11 protein-coding genes are annotated in these 16,197 nt (G+C 67.9%); 4 read left to right on the top strand and 7 right to left on the bottom strand.

The window, feature by feature from the left end:
- Positions 1–23: 23 nt before the first annotated feature.
- Positions 24–1,259, bottom strand: a complete 1,236-nt coding sequence (locus AC1DIX_RS20760) for a pyridoxal-phosphate-dependent aminotransferase family protein (protein ID WP_477327027.1) — start codon at positions 1,257–1,259, stop codon at positions 24–26.
- A gap of 163 nt (positions 1,260–1,422) precedes the next feature.
- Here AC1DIX_RS20760 and AC1DIX_RS20755 point away from each other — a divergent pair, with 163 nt between their 5' ends.
- The 3 genes from AC1DIX_RS20755 to glpD all read left to right on the top strand — a co-directional run bounded on the left by AC1DIX_RS20755 (position 1,423) and on the right by glpD (position 6,794).
- On the top strand, positions 1,423–2,139 hold the full coding sequence (locus AC1DIX_RS20755; protein ID WP_477327025.1) for a GntR family transcriptional regulator: 717 nt from the start codon (positions 1,423–1,425) through the stop codon (positions 2,137–2,139).
- Between the two features lies 1 nt (position 2,140).
- On the top strand, positions 2,141–5,164 hold the full coding sequence (locus AC1DIX_RS20750; RefSeq protein WP_477327023.1) for an FAD-binding and (Fe-S)-binding domain-containing protein: 3,024 nt from the start codon (positions 2,141–2,143) through the stop codon (positions 5,162–5,164).
- Between the two features lie 82 nt (positions 5,165–5,246).
- Positions 5,247–6,794, top strand: a complete 1,548-nt coding sequence (gene glpD, locus AC1DIX_RS20745) for a glycerol-3-phosphate dehydrogenase (RefSeq protein ID WP_477327021.1) — start codon at positions 5,247–5,249, stop codon at positions 6,792–6,794.
- Positions 6,795–6,885: 91 nt separating this feature from the next.
- Here glpD and AC1DIX_RS20740 read toward each other — a convergent pair whose 3' ends face one another.
- Positions 6,886–9,543: a M1 family metallopeptidase gene (locus AC1DIX_RS20740; RefSeq protein ID WP_477327019.1), complete on the bottom strand. Its 2,658-nt coding sequence runs from the start codon at positions 9,541–9,543 to the stop codon at positions 6,886–6,888.
- 118 nt (positions 9,544–9,661) lie between these two features.
- Here AC1DIX_RS20740 and AC1DIX_RS20735 point away from each other — a divergent pair, with 118 nt between their 5' ends.
- Entirely contained in the window at positions 9,662–10,285 is a 624-nt protein-coding gene (locus AC1DIX_RS20735; protein WP_477327017.1) for a glutathione S-transferase family protein, read from the top strand.
- Positions 10,286–10,287: 2 nt separating this feature from the next.
- Here AC1DIX_RS20735 and AC1DIX_RS20730 read toward each other — a convergent pair whose 3' ends face one another.
- The 5 genes from AC1DIX_RS20730 to AC1DIX_RS20710 form a co-directional block, all read right to left on the bottom strand.
- Positions 10,288–10,740, bottom strand: coding sequence for a RidA family protein (locus tag AC1DIX_RS20730; protein ID WP_477327015.1), 453 nt, complete (start codon positions 10,738–10,740; stop codon positions 10,288–10,290).
- Between the two features lie 90 nt (positions 10,741–10,830).
- Positions 10,831–11,148, bottom strand: a complete 318-nt coding sequence (locus AC1DIX_RS20725; protein ID WP_477327013.1) for a helix-turn-helix transcriptional regulator — start codon at positions 11,146–11,148, stop codon at positions 10,831–10,833.
- A gap of 13 nt (positions 11,149–11,161) precedes the next feature.
- A complete protein-coding gene (locus tag AC1DIX_RS20720; protein ID WP_477327011.1) occupies positions 11,162–11,911 on the bottom strand; it encodes a hypothetical protein in 750 nt (249 codons plus the stop codon).
- Positions 11,912–11,947: 36 nt separating this feature from the next.
- Positions 11,948–12,805, bottom strand: coding sequence for a CheR family methyltransferase (locus AC1DIX_RS20715; RefSeq protein WP_477327009.1), 858 nt, complete (start codon positions 12,803–12,805; stop codon positions 11,948–11,950).
- A 34-nt stretch (positions 12,806–12,839) separates the two neighbouring features.
- Positions 12,840–16,197: response regulator (locus tag AC1DIX_RS20710; RefSeq protein ID WP_477327007.1), on the bottom strand; the 3,358-nt coding region annotated here is incomplete at its 5' end.

The raw sequence follows: 16,197 nt of genomic DNA, 5'->3' as shown, positions 1-16,197 counted from the left end.
TCTTGGATCCGGCGCGGCGCTCGTCAGGCGGCCTTGGCCAGGGTGTCGGCGTGCTTCCCTTGTGGGGCGGTCGCCGTCAGGTACTGCATGGCGGCCAGTACGCCGCCCTTGCGGTGCGGGACGCCCGCCACCTCGAAGCCCATCTCGACACCGGCGAGGGTGCCCATCAGGCTCAGGTCGTTGAAGTCGCCGAGGTGGCCGATCCGGAATACCCATCCGGACAGCCTGGTCAGGCCCTGGCCCAGCGACATGTTGAAGTTCTCCAGCACCGCCTTGCGGAAGGCGTCGGCATTCGCATACTGGCCGGAGGCGTCCTTCGGCATCACGACGGCGGTCAGCACGCCGCTGTACTCGGCCGGGTTCTGGCACAGGATCTCCATCCCCCAGGCCTCGACCGCGGCGCGGGTGGCGGCCGCATGGCGCTGGTGGCGCGCGAACACGTTCTGCAGGCCTTCCTCGAGCAGCATGTCGCAGGCTTCGGACAGGCCGTAGAGCAGGTTGGTGGCCGGGGTGTAGGGCCAGAAGCCGTTCTTGTTGGCTTCGAGGATCTCGTCCCAGCCCCAGTAGGCCTTCGGCAGCCTGGCCTGGCGCGAGGCGGCGATGGCCTTGTTCGATACCGCGTTGAAGGACAGGCCGGGCGGCAGCATCAGGCCTTTCTGCGAGCCGCTGACGGTGACGTCCACGCCCCATTCGTCGTGGCGGTAGTCGATCGAGCCGAGCGAGGAAATGGTGTCGACCAGCAGCAGGGCCGGGTGGCCGGCGCGGTCGATGGCGCGGCGCACGGCGGCGATGTCGGAGGTGACGCCGGTCGAGGTTTCGTTATGCACCACGCATACCGCCTTGATGGTGTGCCCGGGGTCGGCGGCCAGGCGCGCCTCGATGGCGGCGGCATCGGCCCCGCGGCGCCAGTCGCCGCCGAGGAATTCTGCATTCAGCCCGAGCTTGTCGGCCATCTTCTTCCAGAGGGTGGCGAAGTGGCCGGTCTCGACCATCAATACCGTGTCGCCGGGCGAGAGGGTGTTCACCAGCGCGGCTTCCCAGGCACCGGTGCCGGAGGCCGGATAGATCACGACCGGGTTCTCGGTCTGGAAGATCTTGCGGATGTCGGCCAGCACCTTCCTGCCGAGGGCCTGGAATTCCGGCCCGCGATGGTCGATGGTGGGATAGTCCATCGCGCGCAGGATGCGGTCGGGGACGGTGGAGGGGCCGGGGATCTGCAGGAAGTGGCGGCCGGCGGGATGGGAGTTCAGTTTGACCATGTGGGACCCTGTCGTGGTGAGAAAAATGGCGAAAACATTTTGTATACAATATTCAAACTTAAAACGAAGTCAATGCGAATTGCATTCGTACCCATCGTTACCTAGCAGGATTGACAGGATGTGCTGGCATCAAAATTTGTATGTGGTATACAATTTTGGAACTATGAATAATCCTGCAACTCCACCCATCATCGCCAGCATCGACCGCCTCGGCCTGTCCGCCGCAGTCGGTGCGCGTCTGCGCGACATGATCGTCGAGGGCGTCCTCGCCCCCGGCACCCGCCTCAACGAACGCATGCTGTGCGAGCAGCTGAACGTCTCGCGCACGCCGCTGCGCGAAGCCTTCAAGACCCTGGCGGTCGAAGGCCTGATCGTGCTGCAGCCCAACCGCGGCGCCGTGGTCGCCCAGATGTCCGTACCCGAGATCGAGCAGACCTTCGAAGTGATGGGCGCGCTGGAAGGGATGTCGGGCGAGCTGGCCTGCGCCCGCGCCACCGACGCCGAAATCGCCGAGGTCAGGGCCCTGCATTTCGAGATGATGGCGGCCCACGCGCGGCGCGACCTGCCCACTTACTACAAGCTGAATCACGCGATCCACGACTGTTTCAACGCGATGGCGCGCAATGCGGTGCTGACCGAGACCTACCAGCAGATCAATGCGCGCATCCAGAGCCTGCGCTTCCGCTCGAACTTCAACCAGGACAAATGGGATACCGCCGTCAGGGAGCACGGCGCCATGCTCGAAGCCCTGGAGAAGCGCGACGGCGAGGCCCTGCGCCAGATCCTGCTGCAGCACCTGCGCAACAAGCGCGACGCGGTGCTCGCCGTGCTGCGCGCAGCGTCGCAGGCGCCCGACGACACCCCACCCGGAGCCCCATGACATGAACGATTCGGTACCTTCCAGAGTATTGCTTTCCACCGGCCTGCAGGCGCGCATCGACAGCCAGGAACTGGCCGGCCGGCTGCGCAAGGAAACCACAGGGGAGGTACTGTTTGACCGCGGGTCGCGCGGGCGCTACGCCACCGACGCTTCGATCTACCAGATCGAGCCGGTCGGCGTGTTCGTGCCGCGCACCCCCGACGACGTCGCGCTGGCGCTGGCCATCGCCCGCGAGGCGCGGGTGCCGGTGCTGCCGCGCGGGGCCGGCACCAGCCAGTGCGGGCAGACGGTCGGCGCCGCGCTGGTGCTCGACAACAGCAAATACCTGAACCAGGTGATCGCCTTCGACAAGGAAGCGATGACGGTCACGGTGCAGCCCGGGATCGTGCTGGACCACCTGAACGCCTGGCTGAAGCCGCACGGGCTGTGGTTCCCGGTGGACGTCTCGACCGCCGCCCAGTGCACCCTCGGCGGCATGGCCGGCAACAACTCCTGCGGCTCGCGCAGCCTGTATTACGGGAACATGGTGCACAACGTGCTGGCCATCGACGCCTGGCTGGCGGACGGCAGCCAGGCCCGCTTCTGCGAACTGGACGCGATGCGCGCCGGAGCGTCCGCCCGCATCGGCCAATTGGTCGACACGGTGGAGGCGATCGCCGCCCGCGAGCATGCGGAAATCGCCGAACGCTACCCGAAGGTGCTGCGGCGCGTGGGCGGCTACAACCTCGACATCTTCCATCCGCAATCGGAGCGGCCCTATACCCGCGACGGCAGCGTCAACCTGGCGCATCTGCTGGTGGGCTCGGAAGGCACGCTGGCCTACACCGGACAGATCACGCTGACGCTGGCGCCGCTGCCGAAGGCGAAGGCGCTCGGCATCGTCAACTTCACGGACTTCAGCAAGGCGATGGACAGCACCCGGCACATCGTCAAGCTCGGGCCGGTGGCGGTGGAGCTGGTCGACCGCACCATGATCGAACTGGCGCGCGGCAATCCGGCCTTCCGCCCGACCATCGAGAAGGCCCTGATCGGCAAGCCGGATGCGATCCTGCTGGTGGAATTCGCCGGCGAGGACAGGGCCGGGCAGCTGCGCGGCTTGAAGAGCCTGGTGGACCTGATGGGCGACCTCGGGCTGCCCGGCTCGGTGGTCGAGATGCCGGACGAGCAGGAGCAGAAGGCGCTGTGGGAAGTGCGCAAGGCCGGCCTGAACATCATGATGAGCCTGAAGGGCGACGGCAAGCCGGTCTCCTTCATCGAAGACTGCGCGGTGCCGCTCGAGCACCTGGCCGAGTATACCGACCAGCTGACCGAAGTGTTCGCCAGGCACGGCACGCGCGGCACCTGGTATGCCCACGCCTCGGTCGGCACCCTGCACGTGCGCCCGATCCTCGACCTGCGCCGCGACGGCAGCGCCAAGATGCGCGCCATCGCCGAGGAAGCGGCAAGCCTGGTGCGCCGCTACAAGGGCGCCTTCTCGGGCGAGCACGGCGACGGCCTGGTGCGCAGCGAATGGGTCGACTGGCAGTTCGGCGAGCGCATGATGGGCGCCTTTGCCGGGATCAAGGATGCCTTCGACCCGGACGGCCTGATGAACCCGGGGAAGATCGTGCGTGCGACGAAAATGGACGACGCCTCGCTGTACCGCTTCAAGCCCGGCTATGCCGAGCAGCCGCTGCGCACCGCGCTCGACTGGTCGGCGTGGAACGTGCAGACCGACCCGGTCACGGAACAGGCGGGCGCGCCCGGCAGCGGCGGCGATGCGACCGGCGGCTTCGCCAAGGCCATCGAGATGTGCAACAACAATGGCCACTGCCGCAAGTTCGACAGCGGCACCATGTGCCCGAGCTACCGCGTGACGAAGGACGAGCAGCACCTCACGCGCGGCCGCGCCAACACCCTGCGCCTCGCCGTGTCGGGCCAGCTCGGGCCGGACGCCATGAGCTCCGAGACCCTGCACGAGACCCTCGACCTGTGCGTGAGCTGCAAGGGCTGCAAGCGCGATTGCCCGACCGGCATCGACATGGCGCGCATGAAGACCGAATTCCTGTACCACTACCGCAAGCGCCACGGCATGCGCCTGAAGGACAAGCTGGTGGCCAACCTGCCGCGCTATGCGCCGTGGGCGGCGAAGTTCGCGCCGCTGCTGAACCTGCGCGACCGCCTGCCCGGCGCCGCCCGCCTTTCCGAACACTGGCTGGGTCTCAGTGCGAAGCGTTCGCTGCCGCGCTGGCGCGCCGATACCTTCATGGCGGGCCTGGGCGCGCCCTCCGCGGCGCCGGCGGGGGCGGCGGAAGTGGTGCTGTTCGCCGACACCTTCAACAACTATTTCGAGTCCGAGAATGCGAGCGCCGCCCTGCGCGTGCTGCAGGCCGCTGGCTACCACGTGCACGTGGCGCGGGCGAAGGGGGAGTCGCGGCCCCTGTGCTGCGGGCGAACCTACCTGGCCGCCGGCCAGGTCGACCAGGCCAGGCAGGAAGCGCGCCGCAGCATCGATGCGCTGCTGCCCTTCGTGGCGCGCGGCATCGCCGTCGTCGGGCTGGAGCCGTCCTGCCTGCTGACCATGCGCGACGAGTTCCTGGCTTACGGCTTCGGCGAAGAAGCCAGGCTGCTGTCCGGCGCGGCCATGCTGTTCGAAGAGTTCATCGCGCGCGAATCGAAGGCGGGCAGGCTGAAGCTGAAGCTGAAGGCGCTGCCGCAATCGACGGCCCTGTTGCACGGCCACTGCCACCAGAAGGCCTTCGATGCCGTCAAGCCGGTACAGGCCGTGCTCGGGCTCATCCCCGGCCTCGAGGTCAAGCTGATCGAGAGCAGCTGCTGCGGCATGGCCGGCAGTTTCGGCTACGAGGCCAGCCATTACGAGGTTTCGATGAAGATGGGCGAGCTGGCGCTGCTGCCGGCCGTGCGCCAGGCCGGAGCGGATACACTGATCGTGGCCGACGGCACCAGCTGCCGCCACCAGATCCTCGACGGCGCCCAGCGCGAAGCCCTGCATGTGGCGCGGGTACTGGAGGCGGCGCTGGCTTGATATGGCCGAACACCCGGGCCGGGAGGGGCACTAAACTTGTCTGTTGCGGCCATCCGGGGCCGTCCAGGCGAGGGAGCGGCAGATGGCAGACAATCCGAAGCGCATCGATTGCGACGTACTGGTGGTGGGCGGTGGCATCAACGGCGCCGGCATCGCGCGCGACGCCAGCGGGCGCGGCCTGCGCGTGATGCTGTGCGAGAAGGACGACCTGGCCCAGCATACGTCCTCGGCGTCGAGCAAGCTGATCCACGGCGGCCTGCGCTACCTCGAGCAATACCACTTCGGCCTGGTGCGCAAGGCCCTTGCCGAGCGCGAGGTGCTGCTCAAGAGCGGCCCTCACATCATGCATCCGCTGCGCTTCATCATGCCGCATGCGTCTGGCCAGCGCCCGGCCTGGCTGATCCGCATGGGCCTCTTCCTCTACGACCACCTGGCGCGGCGCGACTTCCTGCCGGGCTCCGAGGCGCTCTCGCTGCAGGGCCATCCGGCGGGCGCGCCGCTGCAGCCGCGCTTTGCCCGTGCCTTCGCCTATTCCGATGTGTGGGTCGACGATGCGCGGCTGGTGGTGCTGGCCGCCGTCGATGCGCGCGAGCGCGGCGCCAATGTCCTGACCCGCACCCGCTGCACGGCCCTGGTGCGCGAGCCGCAGCGCTGGATCGCCACCCTGCAGGGACCGGACGGCGAGTTGCGCGTGCATGCGCGCTGCCTGGTGAACGCGGCCGGCCCCTGGGCCGCCGGCTTCCTCGGCACGGCCACCGGCAAGCCCGGCGCCGCGCGCCCGCTGCGCCTGGTGAAGGGCAGCCACATCGTGCTGCCGCGCCTGTTCGAGCACGACAGCGCCTACATCCTGCAGCAGCCGGACGGCCGGATCGTGTTCGCGATTCCCTACGAGGGCCGGTTCACCCTCGTCGGCACCACCGACATCGACTACCAGGGCGACCTCGACCGCGTCGCCATCGACGCCGCCGAGATCGATTACCTGTGCGCGGCCGTGAACCGCGCCTTCGCGCAGCCGGTCGCGCCGAAGGATGTGGTGTGGACGTACGCCGGCGTGCGGCCGCTGATCGGCGAAGAGGGGGCCACCGCTTCGAGCGCCAGCCGCGACTATAGGCTGGAGACGAATCTGGACGGCGCGCCGCTGCTGTCCGTCTTCGGCGGCAAGGTCACCACCTTCCGCAAGCTGGCCGAACAGGCAGTGGACTGGATCGCGCCGGCGCTGGGCCGCCGGGTGCCGGGCTGGACCGACAAGGCCTGCCTGCCGGGCGGCGACCTGTTCGGACGCCAGCCCAGCGCGCGTTCGGTGCTCGAGTTCGAAGCCTGGACCCGCACCCGCCAGCAGCAGTACGCCGGCCTGGCGCCGGCGCTGGTGGCCCGCTATGCGCGCACCTACGGCACCCGGCTCGGCGCCATGCTGGGGCATCGCCGCAGCCGCGCGGATCTCGGCGAGGAAATCGTGCCGGGACTGTTCGAAGTGGAGGCGGACTGGCTGGTGAAGCAGGAATGGGCGCAGACCGCGGACGACATCCTGTGGCGCCGCACCAAGCTGGGCCTGCACATCCCGCCAGGCACGGAGCGCCGCCTGGAGATATGGCTGGCGGCGCGCCGCGGCCTGCCGCTGCCGGCCGCGTAGCGCCTGCATGAATAGCGGCTCACGCCGAATACGACTACACGCTAAAACGTCGTTCCCGCGAAGGCGGGAATCCAAGTCCCAAGCTAAGCTATCAACCTCCATTTTTGCCGAGCCAGGCATCGATCTCCGGCAAGCGCGCCGCATTCGTCTTGATCCGATCCTGAATTGCCGCAATCGCCGCATCGACATCGCCGCGCGAACTCGGCGCCAGGTTGGCCTGGGCATAGGACTTCAACTTGTCGATCATCGCCGGATTTGCCGACACGCTGCCCAGGCGCGCGAAGTAACGGCTGCGCGAACTGGCGTCGACGCGCTGGTTGATCTTGTCCACGTTCGCCAGCGCGAAGTCGACCGCCATGTCCGGGAAGTTCTGGGCCACCGCCGAGATCATCGCGGCGCTGTTGGTCAGGCCGGGTTCGTCGGTCAGCGCAAGCTGCAGGGCGCGCTGGGCCAGGTTCTTGTCCTTGGCGGCAGCGAGCAGCACGTACAGGTGGTCGCGCAGCAGCGGCGTGGTCTCGGCGCGGGCGCGGGCGCGCAGCGCATCCCAGGTCGCGGCGTCGGCATGCTGGGCGACCACCGCCAGCACGGTCTTGCGCAGCGGGCCCGGCACCGCGGACGGATCCTTGTCCATGGCGGCGTAGCGGCGGCGCGCTTCGACGATCACGGTGGTGTCGCCCAGTTCGCTCAGGGAGTCGATCAGGGTCTCGCGCAGGTTGGCCACCGCGGCGGCTTCGCCGTTGCGCGCTTCCCAACCGGTCTGCGCCATCACCGGCGCCAGGCGGGCGATGGCGAAGGCGTCCAGGCGGTGCTGGCGTTCCTGGTCTCCCTGATAGCGCCAGTGCAGGCCATCGAACAGGCGGGCGATGCGGCTCCAGACCTGCGGATCGGCGCTCGCCGGCGTGGCCTTGACCAGCTCCAGCGCGCTCGATGCCGGCTGCAGGCCGGCCAGGCCCAGCGCCGAGCTGTCCGACAGCAGGCCGAGCTGGTCGATCGGCGCCAGGCCGGCGAAGGCTTGTGCCAGCTGGGCGAATTCCTTCGGCGCGTACAGGGTGCGGTAGTAGCCGCTCTGGCCGGCGTTGACGATCACCGCGCCGCAGCCCGGCAGGGTGACCGTAGCCTTGCCGCCCGAGACCAGGGTGGTCGCCTGTTTCGAATTTCCCGCGACTTGCGCGATCACCGGCACGCGCCAGGCCAGCGGCTTCTTCTCCGGCAGGTCGCGCGAAAACTCGCCCTGGACCAGCGGAACACTCGTGCTGCCGTTGCGGCACACCGGTTCGCCGACGCGGATCAGCGGCACCCCCGGCTGCAGCGTGAAGTCGTGGGCGATCGCCGTCACCGGCTTGCCGGCGGCCTTCTCGATCTGCTTCCACAGGTCGTCGGACACGGTATTGCCGTAGGCATGGGCCTTCATGTAGCTGCGCACGCCGTTGCGCCAGGCGTTCTCGCCCACATAGGCTTCCAGCATGCGGATCACCGCCTCGCCCTTCTGGTAGGTGATCTCGTCGAAGGCCTGGTTGGCCTGCTCGACGGTCTCGATGTGCTGCACCACCGGGTGGGTGGTGGCGACCGAGTCGCGCTGCATGGCGCCGTCGCGGCTGCCGACCGCGCCCAGGTGGGTATTCCATTCCGGGTGCAGGCGCTGGGTCATGCGGCTTTCCATCCACGAGGCGAAGCCTTCGTTGAGCCACAGGTCGTCCCACCAGCGCATCGTGACCAGGTCGCCGAACCACTGGTGCGCCATCTCGTGGGCCGCGGTGGCGAAGATCTCCTGGCGGTCGTGCTGGGTCGAGCTGGCCGGATCGAAGAGCAGCGCGTATTCGAAGGTGAAGATCGCGCCCCAGTTTTCCATCGCGCCGAAGAACTGGCTGCGGCCGGGGCCGGCGATGTTGTCGAGCTTGGGCAGCGGATAGCGCACGCCGAAGTAATCGTTGTACTCGCGCAGGATGTCCTTCGAGGAGTCCAGCGCGAACCTGGCCTGGTCGATGGCGCCGCGGCGGGTGACGACGCCCAGCTCGGTGCCCTCTACTTTGGTGGTGGCGCGCTCGAAGTCGCCGGCGCCGAAGAACAGCAGATAGGTCGACATCTTCGGCGTCTTCGCGAACACCACGCGCTGGCGGCCGTCCGGCAGTCTGGTGACGCTCGACGGCGGCATATTACTGACCGCCATCTGGCCGGCCGGGATGGTCGCCTCCAGCGAGAACGTCGCCTTGTAGGCCGGCTCGTCCCAGGACGGGATCATGCGGCGCGCGTCCGAGTTCTCGAACTGGGTATAGATGGCGCGCTGCTGCTTGCCCTCAAGCCCCGGGTAATCCAGCGAGAACAGGCCCACGGCCTGGGTGCCGATCACGCCGCTGTAGTCGAGGCTCAGCTTGTACAGGCCGGGCGCCAGCGGACGTTCGAAGCTGAAGGTGGCGGTCTGGGCGCCGGCGTCGACCTTGACCCTGGCCGCCTGCGCGCTGCCGCCGGCGGCCGGGACCAGGCTCACGCTGTTGAAACTGAGGTCGGCGGCGTTCAGGGTGATGCTGTCGGTCGCCTTCGTGATATTGACGGTGATGCCGGCCTTGGCCGTGAAGCGTCCGCCGGCGGCGTCCGGCGTCAGCGCGATCTCGTAGTGGCTGGGGATCACGCCGCGCGGCAGCTGGGTGGTCGCTTCCTGGACCGCGGCCGCTTTCGGCGCGGCGGCGGCATGCTGGAAGGGGAGGGCGGCGAAGGCGAGTGCGACGGCGGCGGAGATCAGGCTGCGATGCATGGAAAATCCTGTGTGGAAGGGGACCAGTCAGCGAATCTACGTTCAAGATGCATGCCTGTCAATCGGCGTTCGTGATGCGCTATGATCGTCCTTGCAAGCATAAAACCGGAGGAGACACATGAAGTTGTACACCAGCCACCGCACCCCGAATCCGCGCCGGGTCCTCATGTTCATCGCCGAGAAAGGCATCACCGGCATCGAGCTGGTGCCGGTCGACCTGTTCAAGGGCGAGCACAGGGATGCTGTATTTACGGGGCTGAATCCGATGGCCCAGGTCCCGGTGCTGGAGCTGATTGATGGCCGCCGGCTGGCCGAGACCCGCGCCATCTGCACTTACCTGGAAGGACTTTACCCGCAGCCCAACCTGATGGGCGAGGGCTTCGAGGAACGCGCCTTCATCGAGATGGCGGACCGCCGCGCCGAGCTGCAGCTGTTCCTGAAGGTGGCCAACTGCATCCGCCACACGCACCCTGGCCTGGCGCCGCTGGAGCAGCCGCAGTTCGCCGACTTCGGCGCGTCCCAGGGCCGCAAGGTGCGCGACACCGCGCGCTGGCTGGACGGCGTGCTGGCGCAGCAGGAATACGTGGCGGGCGGGCGCTTCACGATCGCCGACATCACCACCTTCTGCGCGCTGGAGTTCGCGCGCGGACTGATGAAGTTCAGGCCGGGCGAGGAGGGTTTCGGTCACCTGCAGGCATGGCGCGACCGCATCGCGGAGCGGCCGAGCGCGCAGGTGGTGTGACTCTACCTTACCGCGATCGCCGAGATCTCGACCGCCACGTCCTTCGGCAGGCGGTCGACCTGGACGGTGGCGCGGGCCGGCGGTTTGTCGGTGAAATACTTGCCGTAGACCGCGTTCAGCTTGGGGAAGTCGTCCAGGTTCTTCACGTACACCGTGGTCGAGACCACGTTGTCCATCGACATGCCGTCGGCCGCCAGTACCGCCTTCAGGTTGTCGAGCACCTGGGCGGCCTGTTCCTCGATTGGCCCGGTGCGTGCCTGGTTGGTCTTCGGATCGATCGGCAGCTGGCCCGCCAGGAACACCAGGTTGCCGGTCCTGACCGCCTGCGAATACGGCCCGACCGCGGCCGGGGCGTCCTTGGTGGCGACGATGTCCTTCGCCGGCGGCGCGGCCACAGCGCTGCCGAGCGTAGCGATGGCCAGCAGCGCAAGCACTGCCCGTGGCGTGGTCCTCATGATGTGTCCTCCATTCGTGGAAAAAGACCGGCATGCAGGCAGTCTAGAGGCCGCCACGGCCGATTTCATCACCCGATCGGGTGAAAGGGCTCATGCAAGCAGGTCAAGGCTCGACACCAGCCGCGTCAGCGCGGTCTGGCTGGCGCAGCCGGTCTTGCGGAACACCGACTTGAGCTGGGTGCGCGCCGTTTCCGGACTGATGTCGAGGCAGGCGGCGGCGTCCACCAGGCTGCCGCCGGCAGACCAGGCCAGCACCAGCCTGACTTCGGCCTTGCTCAGGCCATACAGTTCGCGCAGTAAGCCGAGGGCGGCACGGTGCGCCTGCTGCGGGCGCAGCACGGCCAGCATGCCGACCGGTTCATGGAACACCCCGGACAGCGAATGCGCGGGCGCCAGCGGCAGGCCCACCAGGACGGCGGCGCTACCGGCCTCGGTCAGGCGCAGCGCGGCCGGCGTGGCGGGGCCGTTGCCGGCGCAGATGGTCCGCGCCAGGCGCTCGAGCTCGAGCCGTTTGAGCCCGCTGCCGGCCGTCTTCCGCCAGCCACTGCTCGGCCGCCGCATTTCCGATCAGCACCTGGGCGCGCGCGTTGACGACCATCAGCGGCATCGTGAAGCGGTCGAGCATGCGCCTGCCGAGGTCGGCGTGGCGGGCCAGCTCGCTGAAGCGGGCCCGCAGCCTGGCGGCGCAGCGCAGATGCGGGATCAGTGGCTGCAGGCGGCGTGCCTTGGCGGTGCCCGGCTCGCGGTCGCTCAGGTGCGACTGGAAGGCCAGACCGGCCAGCGTCGGGCCGGCATTGATGAGGGGTGTGCAGATGATGGCGCCGAGGCCGTAGGGCCGCAGGAAATCCTGGTAGAACTCGCTGTGCCGCTTGGTGCTGGCGCCGAGTTCGCGTTCGTCGATGAACCATTCGCCTTCCGGCATCGCGTCGGCGACCGGACGGACCGGATCGAGGGCGGCGTAGCGGGTCTCGTACTGGCGCACGAAGTCGAGGTCGAGCTGGGCGACTTCGGCGATCAGGGTCTGCTGGCTGCCGCGGTCATGCACCAGGTAGGCCGACTGATCGCAGCCGAGTTCCAGCCGCAGTGCGGCCAGCACCGGCTGCCAGCCATCCGGCGCCAGCACGCCTTCGTAGATCGAACGGACCAGACTGTCGAAGCGCCGCGCGTCCATATCGCCTCCCGCATTGCACTGCAATGATTTCTGTCGTCAACCCACCCTTTTGTACCAGGGCCGGTCGCCCTCGATCGCCTGGTAGGTCCCCGCATACGCATCCGCCACCGACATCTGCTGGTCCAGGCACAGCACGCCGAAACGCGCGAGGCTGTCGTGGAACAGGCGCAGCACGCGCTGGCGCAGCACCGGACCGAAATCGGCCAGCGTGTGGCAGCACAGGATGGCCTGGAACTCGTTGAAGGAGGCGTCGGTCACCAGGCTGTACTGCGACCAGGTGACGCGGCGGCGCAGGTCGGCGCGCAGCCGTGCGCGCCGTTCGCCGTTCGCACCAATCTCGATCTCGAACCAGGACAGCAGGTCGCCGCGCCCGCCGCTTTCTTCATGGCGTCCGCGCGCTTCCTCCAGCGCGGCCAGCGGCAGGCAGGCATCCTGCATGTCCGCGAGCAGCTCCTCGTTGGCGAGGGTGGCGTGGATGTCCAGCTTGCCCAGCACGCCTTCCTCGGCCAGCACGATCGCCAGGGTCCAGGCTTCGCCCACGCCGGCGCACTCGGCCAGCCAGACCCGCGGCACCGGCCAGCCGCGCAGCGACGGCGCCAGCACCCCGCGCAGCCTGGCCGCATGGCCGACGCAGTCGAACAGCGGCGCCGGTGGCGGCGACAGCGCACGCAGCAGCTTCGATGCCGCGCCCGCATCGTGCAATGCCTTCTCCTGCAGCCCGGACAGGGTGGCGGCGCCGCTGGCGTGCACCGCCTGGCTCAATTTTTGCCGCACGGCGGCGCGGTCGTAGGCGCGGAAGTCGTAGCCGAAGCGCTGGAAGATCGCTTCCAGCAGCAGCTCCGTTTCCAGCTCCTCGACCGCGAGGCCGGCGGCGAGGCCGGTCCACGCATTCATGCCAGCCCCCTCGATGCAGCCATCAATGGAGCCATCAATGGAGCCAAACCCGCATCATCGACAGCAGCTGGGCCACGTCGACCGGCTTGGTGATGTAGTCCGAGGCGCCGGCGGCGATGCACTTGTCGCGGTCGCCCTTCATCGCTTTCGCGGTCAGGGTGATGATGGGCAGCGACTTGAACCTCGGGATCCGGCGGATCGCCCGCATGGTGTCGTAGCCGTCCATCTCCGGCATCATGATGTCCATCAGGACGATCTCGATGCCGGGGTCCTTCTCCAGCACCTCGATGCCGTCGCGGCCGTTCTCGGCAAACAAGACCTGCATCTGCTGGCGCTCGAGCAGCGAGGACAAGGCAAAAATGTTGCGCAGGTCGTCGTCGACGATCAGCACCTTGCGTCCGGCCAGGCCGGAATCGAGGGCCTGGATCTCTTCGAGGATGYGGCGCTGCGTGTCCGGCAGGCTGGCATGCGAACGGTGCAGGAACAGCGCGGTCTCGTCCAGCAGGCGCTCGGGCGAGCGGGCGTCCTTGACCACGATGGTCTTGGCGTAGCGCTTGAGCTTCGTGACTTCCTTGCGGCCCAGTTCCGCAGCCGTGTAGATCACGATCGGCAGGTCGCGCAAGGCCGGCTGCTTGCCGATCTGGTCGAGCAGTTCGAAGCCCGAGATGTCCGGCAGGGTCAGGTCCAGCACCATGCAGTCGAAGTGCTGGCCGGCCAGCGCCGCCAGCGCGGCCTCGCCGGTTTCGGCGGTGACGATGCGGACGTCGGAATCGCCGATCAGCGAGACGATTGCCTCGCGCTGGGCCATGTCGTCCTCGACCACCAGCAGCGAGCGTTTGCCGCCCATCAGGAACTTCTGGATGCGCGTGAATTCTTCCTGCAGCGTCTCGCGGCTGACCGGCTTGTTGATGTAGCTGATCGCGCCCTGGCGCAGCGCGCGTTCGCGTTCGCGCATCGCCGACAGCACGTGCACCGGGATGTGGCGGGTGCCCGGGTCGCGCTTCAGGCGTTCGAGTACGGTAAGGCCGTCGATGTCGGGCAGGTCGATGTCGAGCAGAATCGCGGCCGGCTGGAAGTCGCGCGCCAGCGACAGCGCGGAGTCGCCGCGGTGGGTCACGATGCCCTTGAAGTTCTTCTCGCGGGCGAAGTCGAGCAGTGTTTTGGCGAAGCGCTCGTCATCCTCGACGATCAGCACCGAGGGATCGCCCGGCGCGATCAGGCCGCGGTCGTCCAGCATGGCCGCATACTCGACCAGGTTGTTCGCGGGATCGGGCACGGCGATGCTGGTGGTGGTGGCTGCCGTCTCGGCGTCCAACTCGGCTTCCAGCGAGGCGGGCGACGCCGGCGTCGCGGCCGGCGCGGACTGCGGCGGCGCCAGGCGGGCCGGCTGGGGCTGGCGGGTCTGCTCGTAGTTGATGAAGCCGGCGCGGTTGTAGGGCAGGTACAAGGTGAAAGTGGACCCGACGTTGACCGTGGACTCCACGCGAATCTCGCCGCCCAGCAGGCGCGCCAGTTCGCGCGAGATCGACAGGCCCAGGCCGGTGCCGCCGTATTTGCGGGCGGTCGAGCCGTCGGCCTGCTGGAAGGCTTCGAAGATCAGCTGCAGCTTGTCGGACGGGATGCCGACGCCGGTGTCGCGCACCGAGAAGGCCAGCACCGCGTCCGCGTGCAGCAGGTGGGGGTGGTCGGCGGTCCAGCCGCTCGTGACCAGGCTGATGGTCAGGGCGACGTTGCCGTGGCTGGTGAACTTGAAGGCGTTCGACAGCAGGTTCTTGAGCACCTGCTGCAGGCGCGTGGTGTCGGTCATCAGCGCGGTCGGCAGGTTGTCCGCCAGGTCGACCTGGAAGCCGAGGTGCTTGGCTTCGGCCATGTGGCGGAAGGTGCGGTCGACGTAGTTGCGCAGCGCCGAGAAGCGGTACTCGGACACGTCCAGCGTGACGGTGCCGGACTCGATCTTCGACAGGTCGAGGATGTCGTTAATCAGGGTCAGCAGGTCGGAGCCGGAGCCGTGGATGGTCTTCGCGAATTCCACCTGCTTCATCGACAGGTTGCCCTCGGGGTTATCCGAGAGCTGCTGCGCCAGGATCAGCAGCGAGTTCAGTGGCGTACGCAATTCGTGCGACATATTCGCCAGGAACTCGGACTTGTACTTCGAGGACAGCGCCAGCTGGGTCGCCTTTTCCTCGAGCGCCAGCTTGGCCTGTTCCACCTCGCGGTTCTTGCGCTCCACCTCGATGTTCTGCTCGGACAGCAGGCGCGCCTTTTCCGCCAGCTCCTGGTTGGTCTGCTGCAGTTCCTGCGCCAGCGACTGCGACTGGGTCAGCAGCGATTCGGTACGGCTGTTCGCCTCGATGGTGTTGAGCACCACGCCGATCGATTCCATCAGCTGGTCGAGGAAGGATAGGTGGGTTTCCGTGAAGCGGTCCAGCGAGGCGATCTCGATGACGGCCTTGACCTGCTGTTCGAACAGGATAGGCAGCACCACGATATTGGTCGGCGGCGCCGCGCCCAGGCCGGACGAGACCTGGATGTAGTCGCGCGGGACGTCGGTCAGCCAGATGCGGGTCTTCTCCAGCGCGCACTGGCCCACCAGGCCTTCGCCCGGCAGGAAGGAGGTCGGCAGCTTGCGGCTGGAACGGTAGCCGTAGGAGGCGATCAGGCGCAGGCGCGCATCGCTCTCCTGCGAGTCCATCATGTAGAACACGCCGTGGTGGGCGGTAATCAGGGGCGCCAGTTCGGACAGGATCAGCTTGGTCACGGCCTGCAGGTCGCGCTGGCCCTGCAGCAGGCGGGTGAAGCGCGCCAGGTTGGTCTTCAGCCAGTCCTGCTGCGCGTTCTTCTGCGTGGTTTCCTTCAGGTTGCGGATCATCTCGTTGATGTTGTCCTTCAGGTAGGACATCTCGCCGCGCGCTTCCACGGTAATCGAACGCGAAAGGTCGCCGCGGGTCACCGCCGTCGCCACCTCGCCGATCGCACGCATCTGGTTGGTCAGGTTCGCCGCCAGCTGGTTCACGTTCTCGGTCAGGTCCTTCCAGGTACCGGCCACGCCGGACACGTTCGCCTGGCCGCCGAGCTTGCCCTCGGTGCCCACCTCGCGCGCCACCCGGGTCACTTCGGAGGCGAAGGAGGACAGCTGGTCCACCATCACGTTGATGGTGTCTTTCAGCTCGAGAATCTCGCCCTTCACGTCCACCGTGATCTTCTTCGACAGGTCGCCGCGCGCCACCGCGGTGGTCACCGCCGCGATGTTACGCACCTGGCCCGTCAGGTTCGACGCCATGAAGTTCACGTTGTCGGTCAGGTCCTTCCAGGTGCCGCCGACGCCAGGCACGTAAGCCTGGCCGCCCAGCTTGCCTTCCGTACCCACTTCGCGCGCCACGCGGCGCCACGCG

It is taken from the genome of Massilia sp. 05N420 (assembly GCF_056397205.1).
The sequence above is the reverse complement of the archived record's forward strand: the minus strand, read 5'-3'. Positions and strand labels throughout refer to the sequence as shown.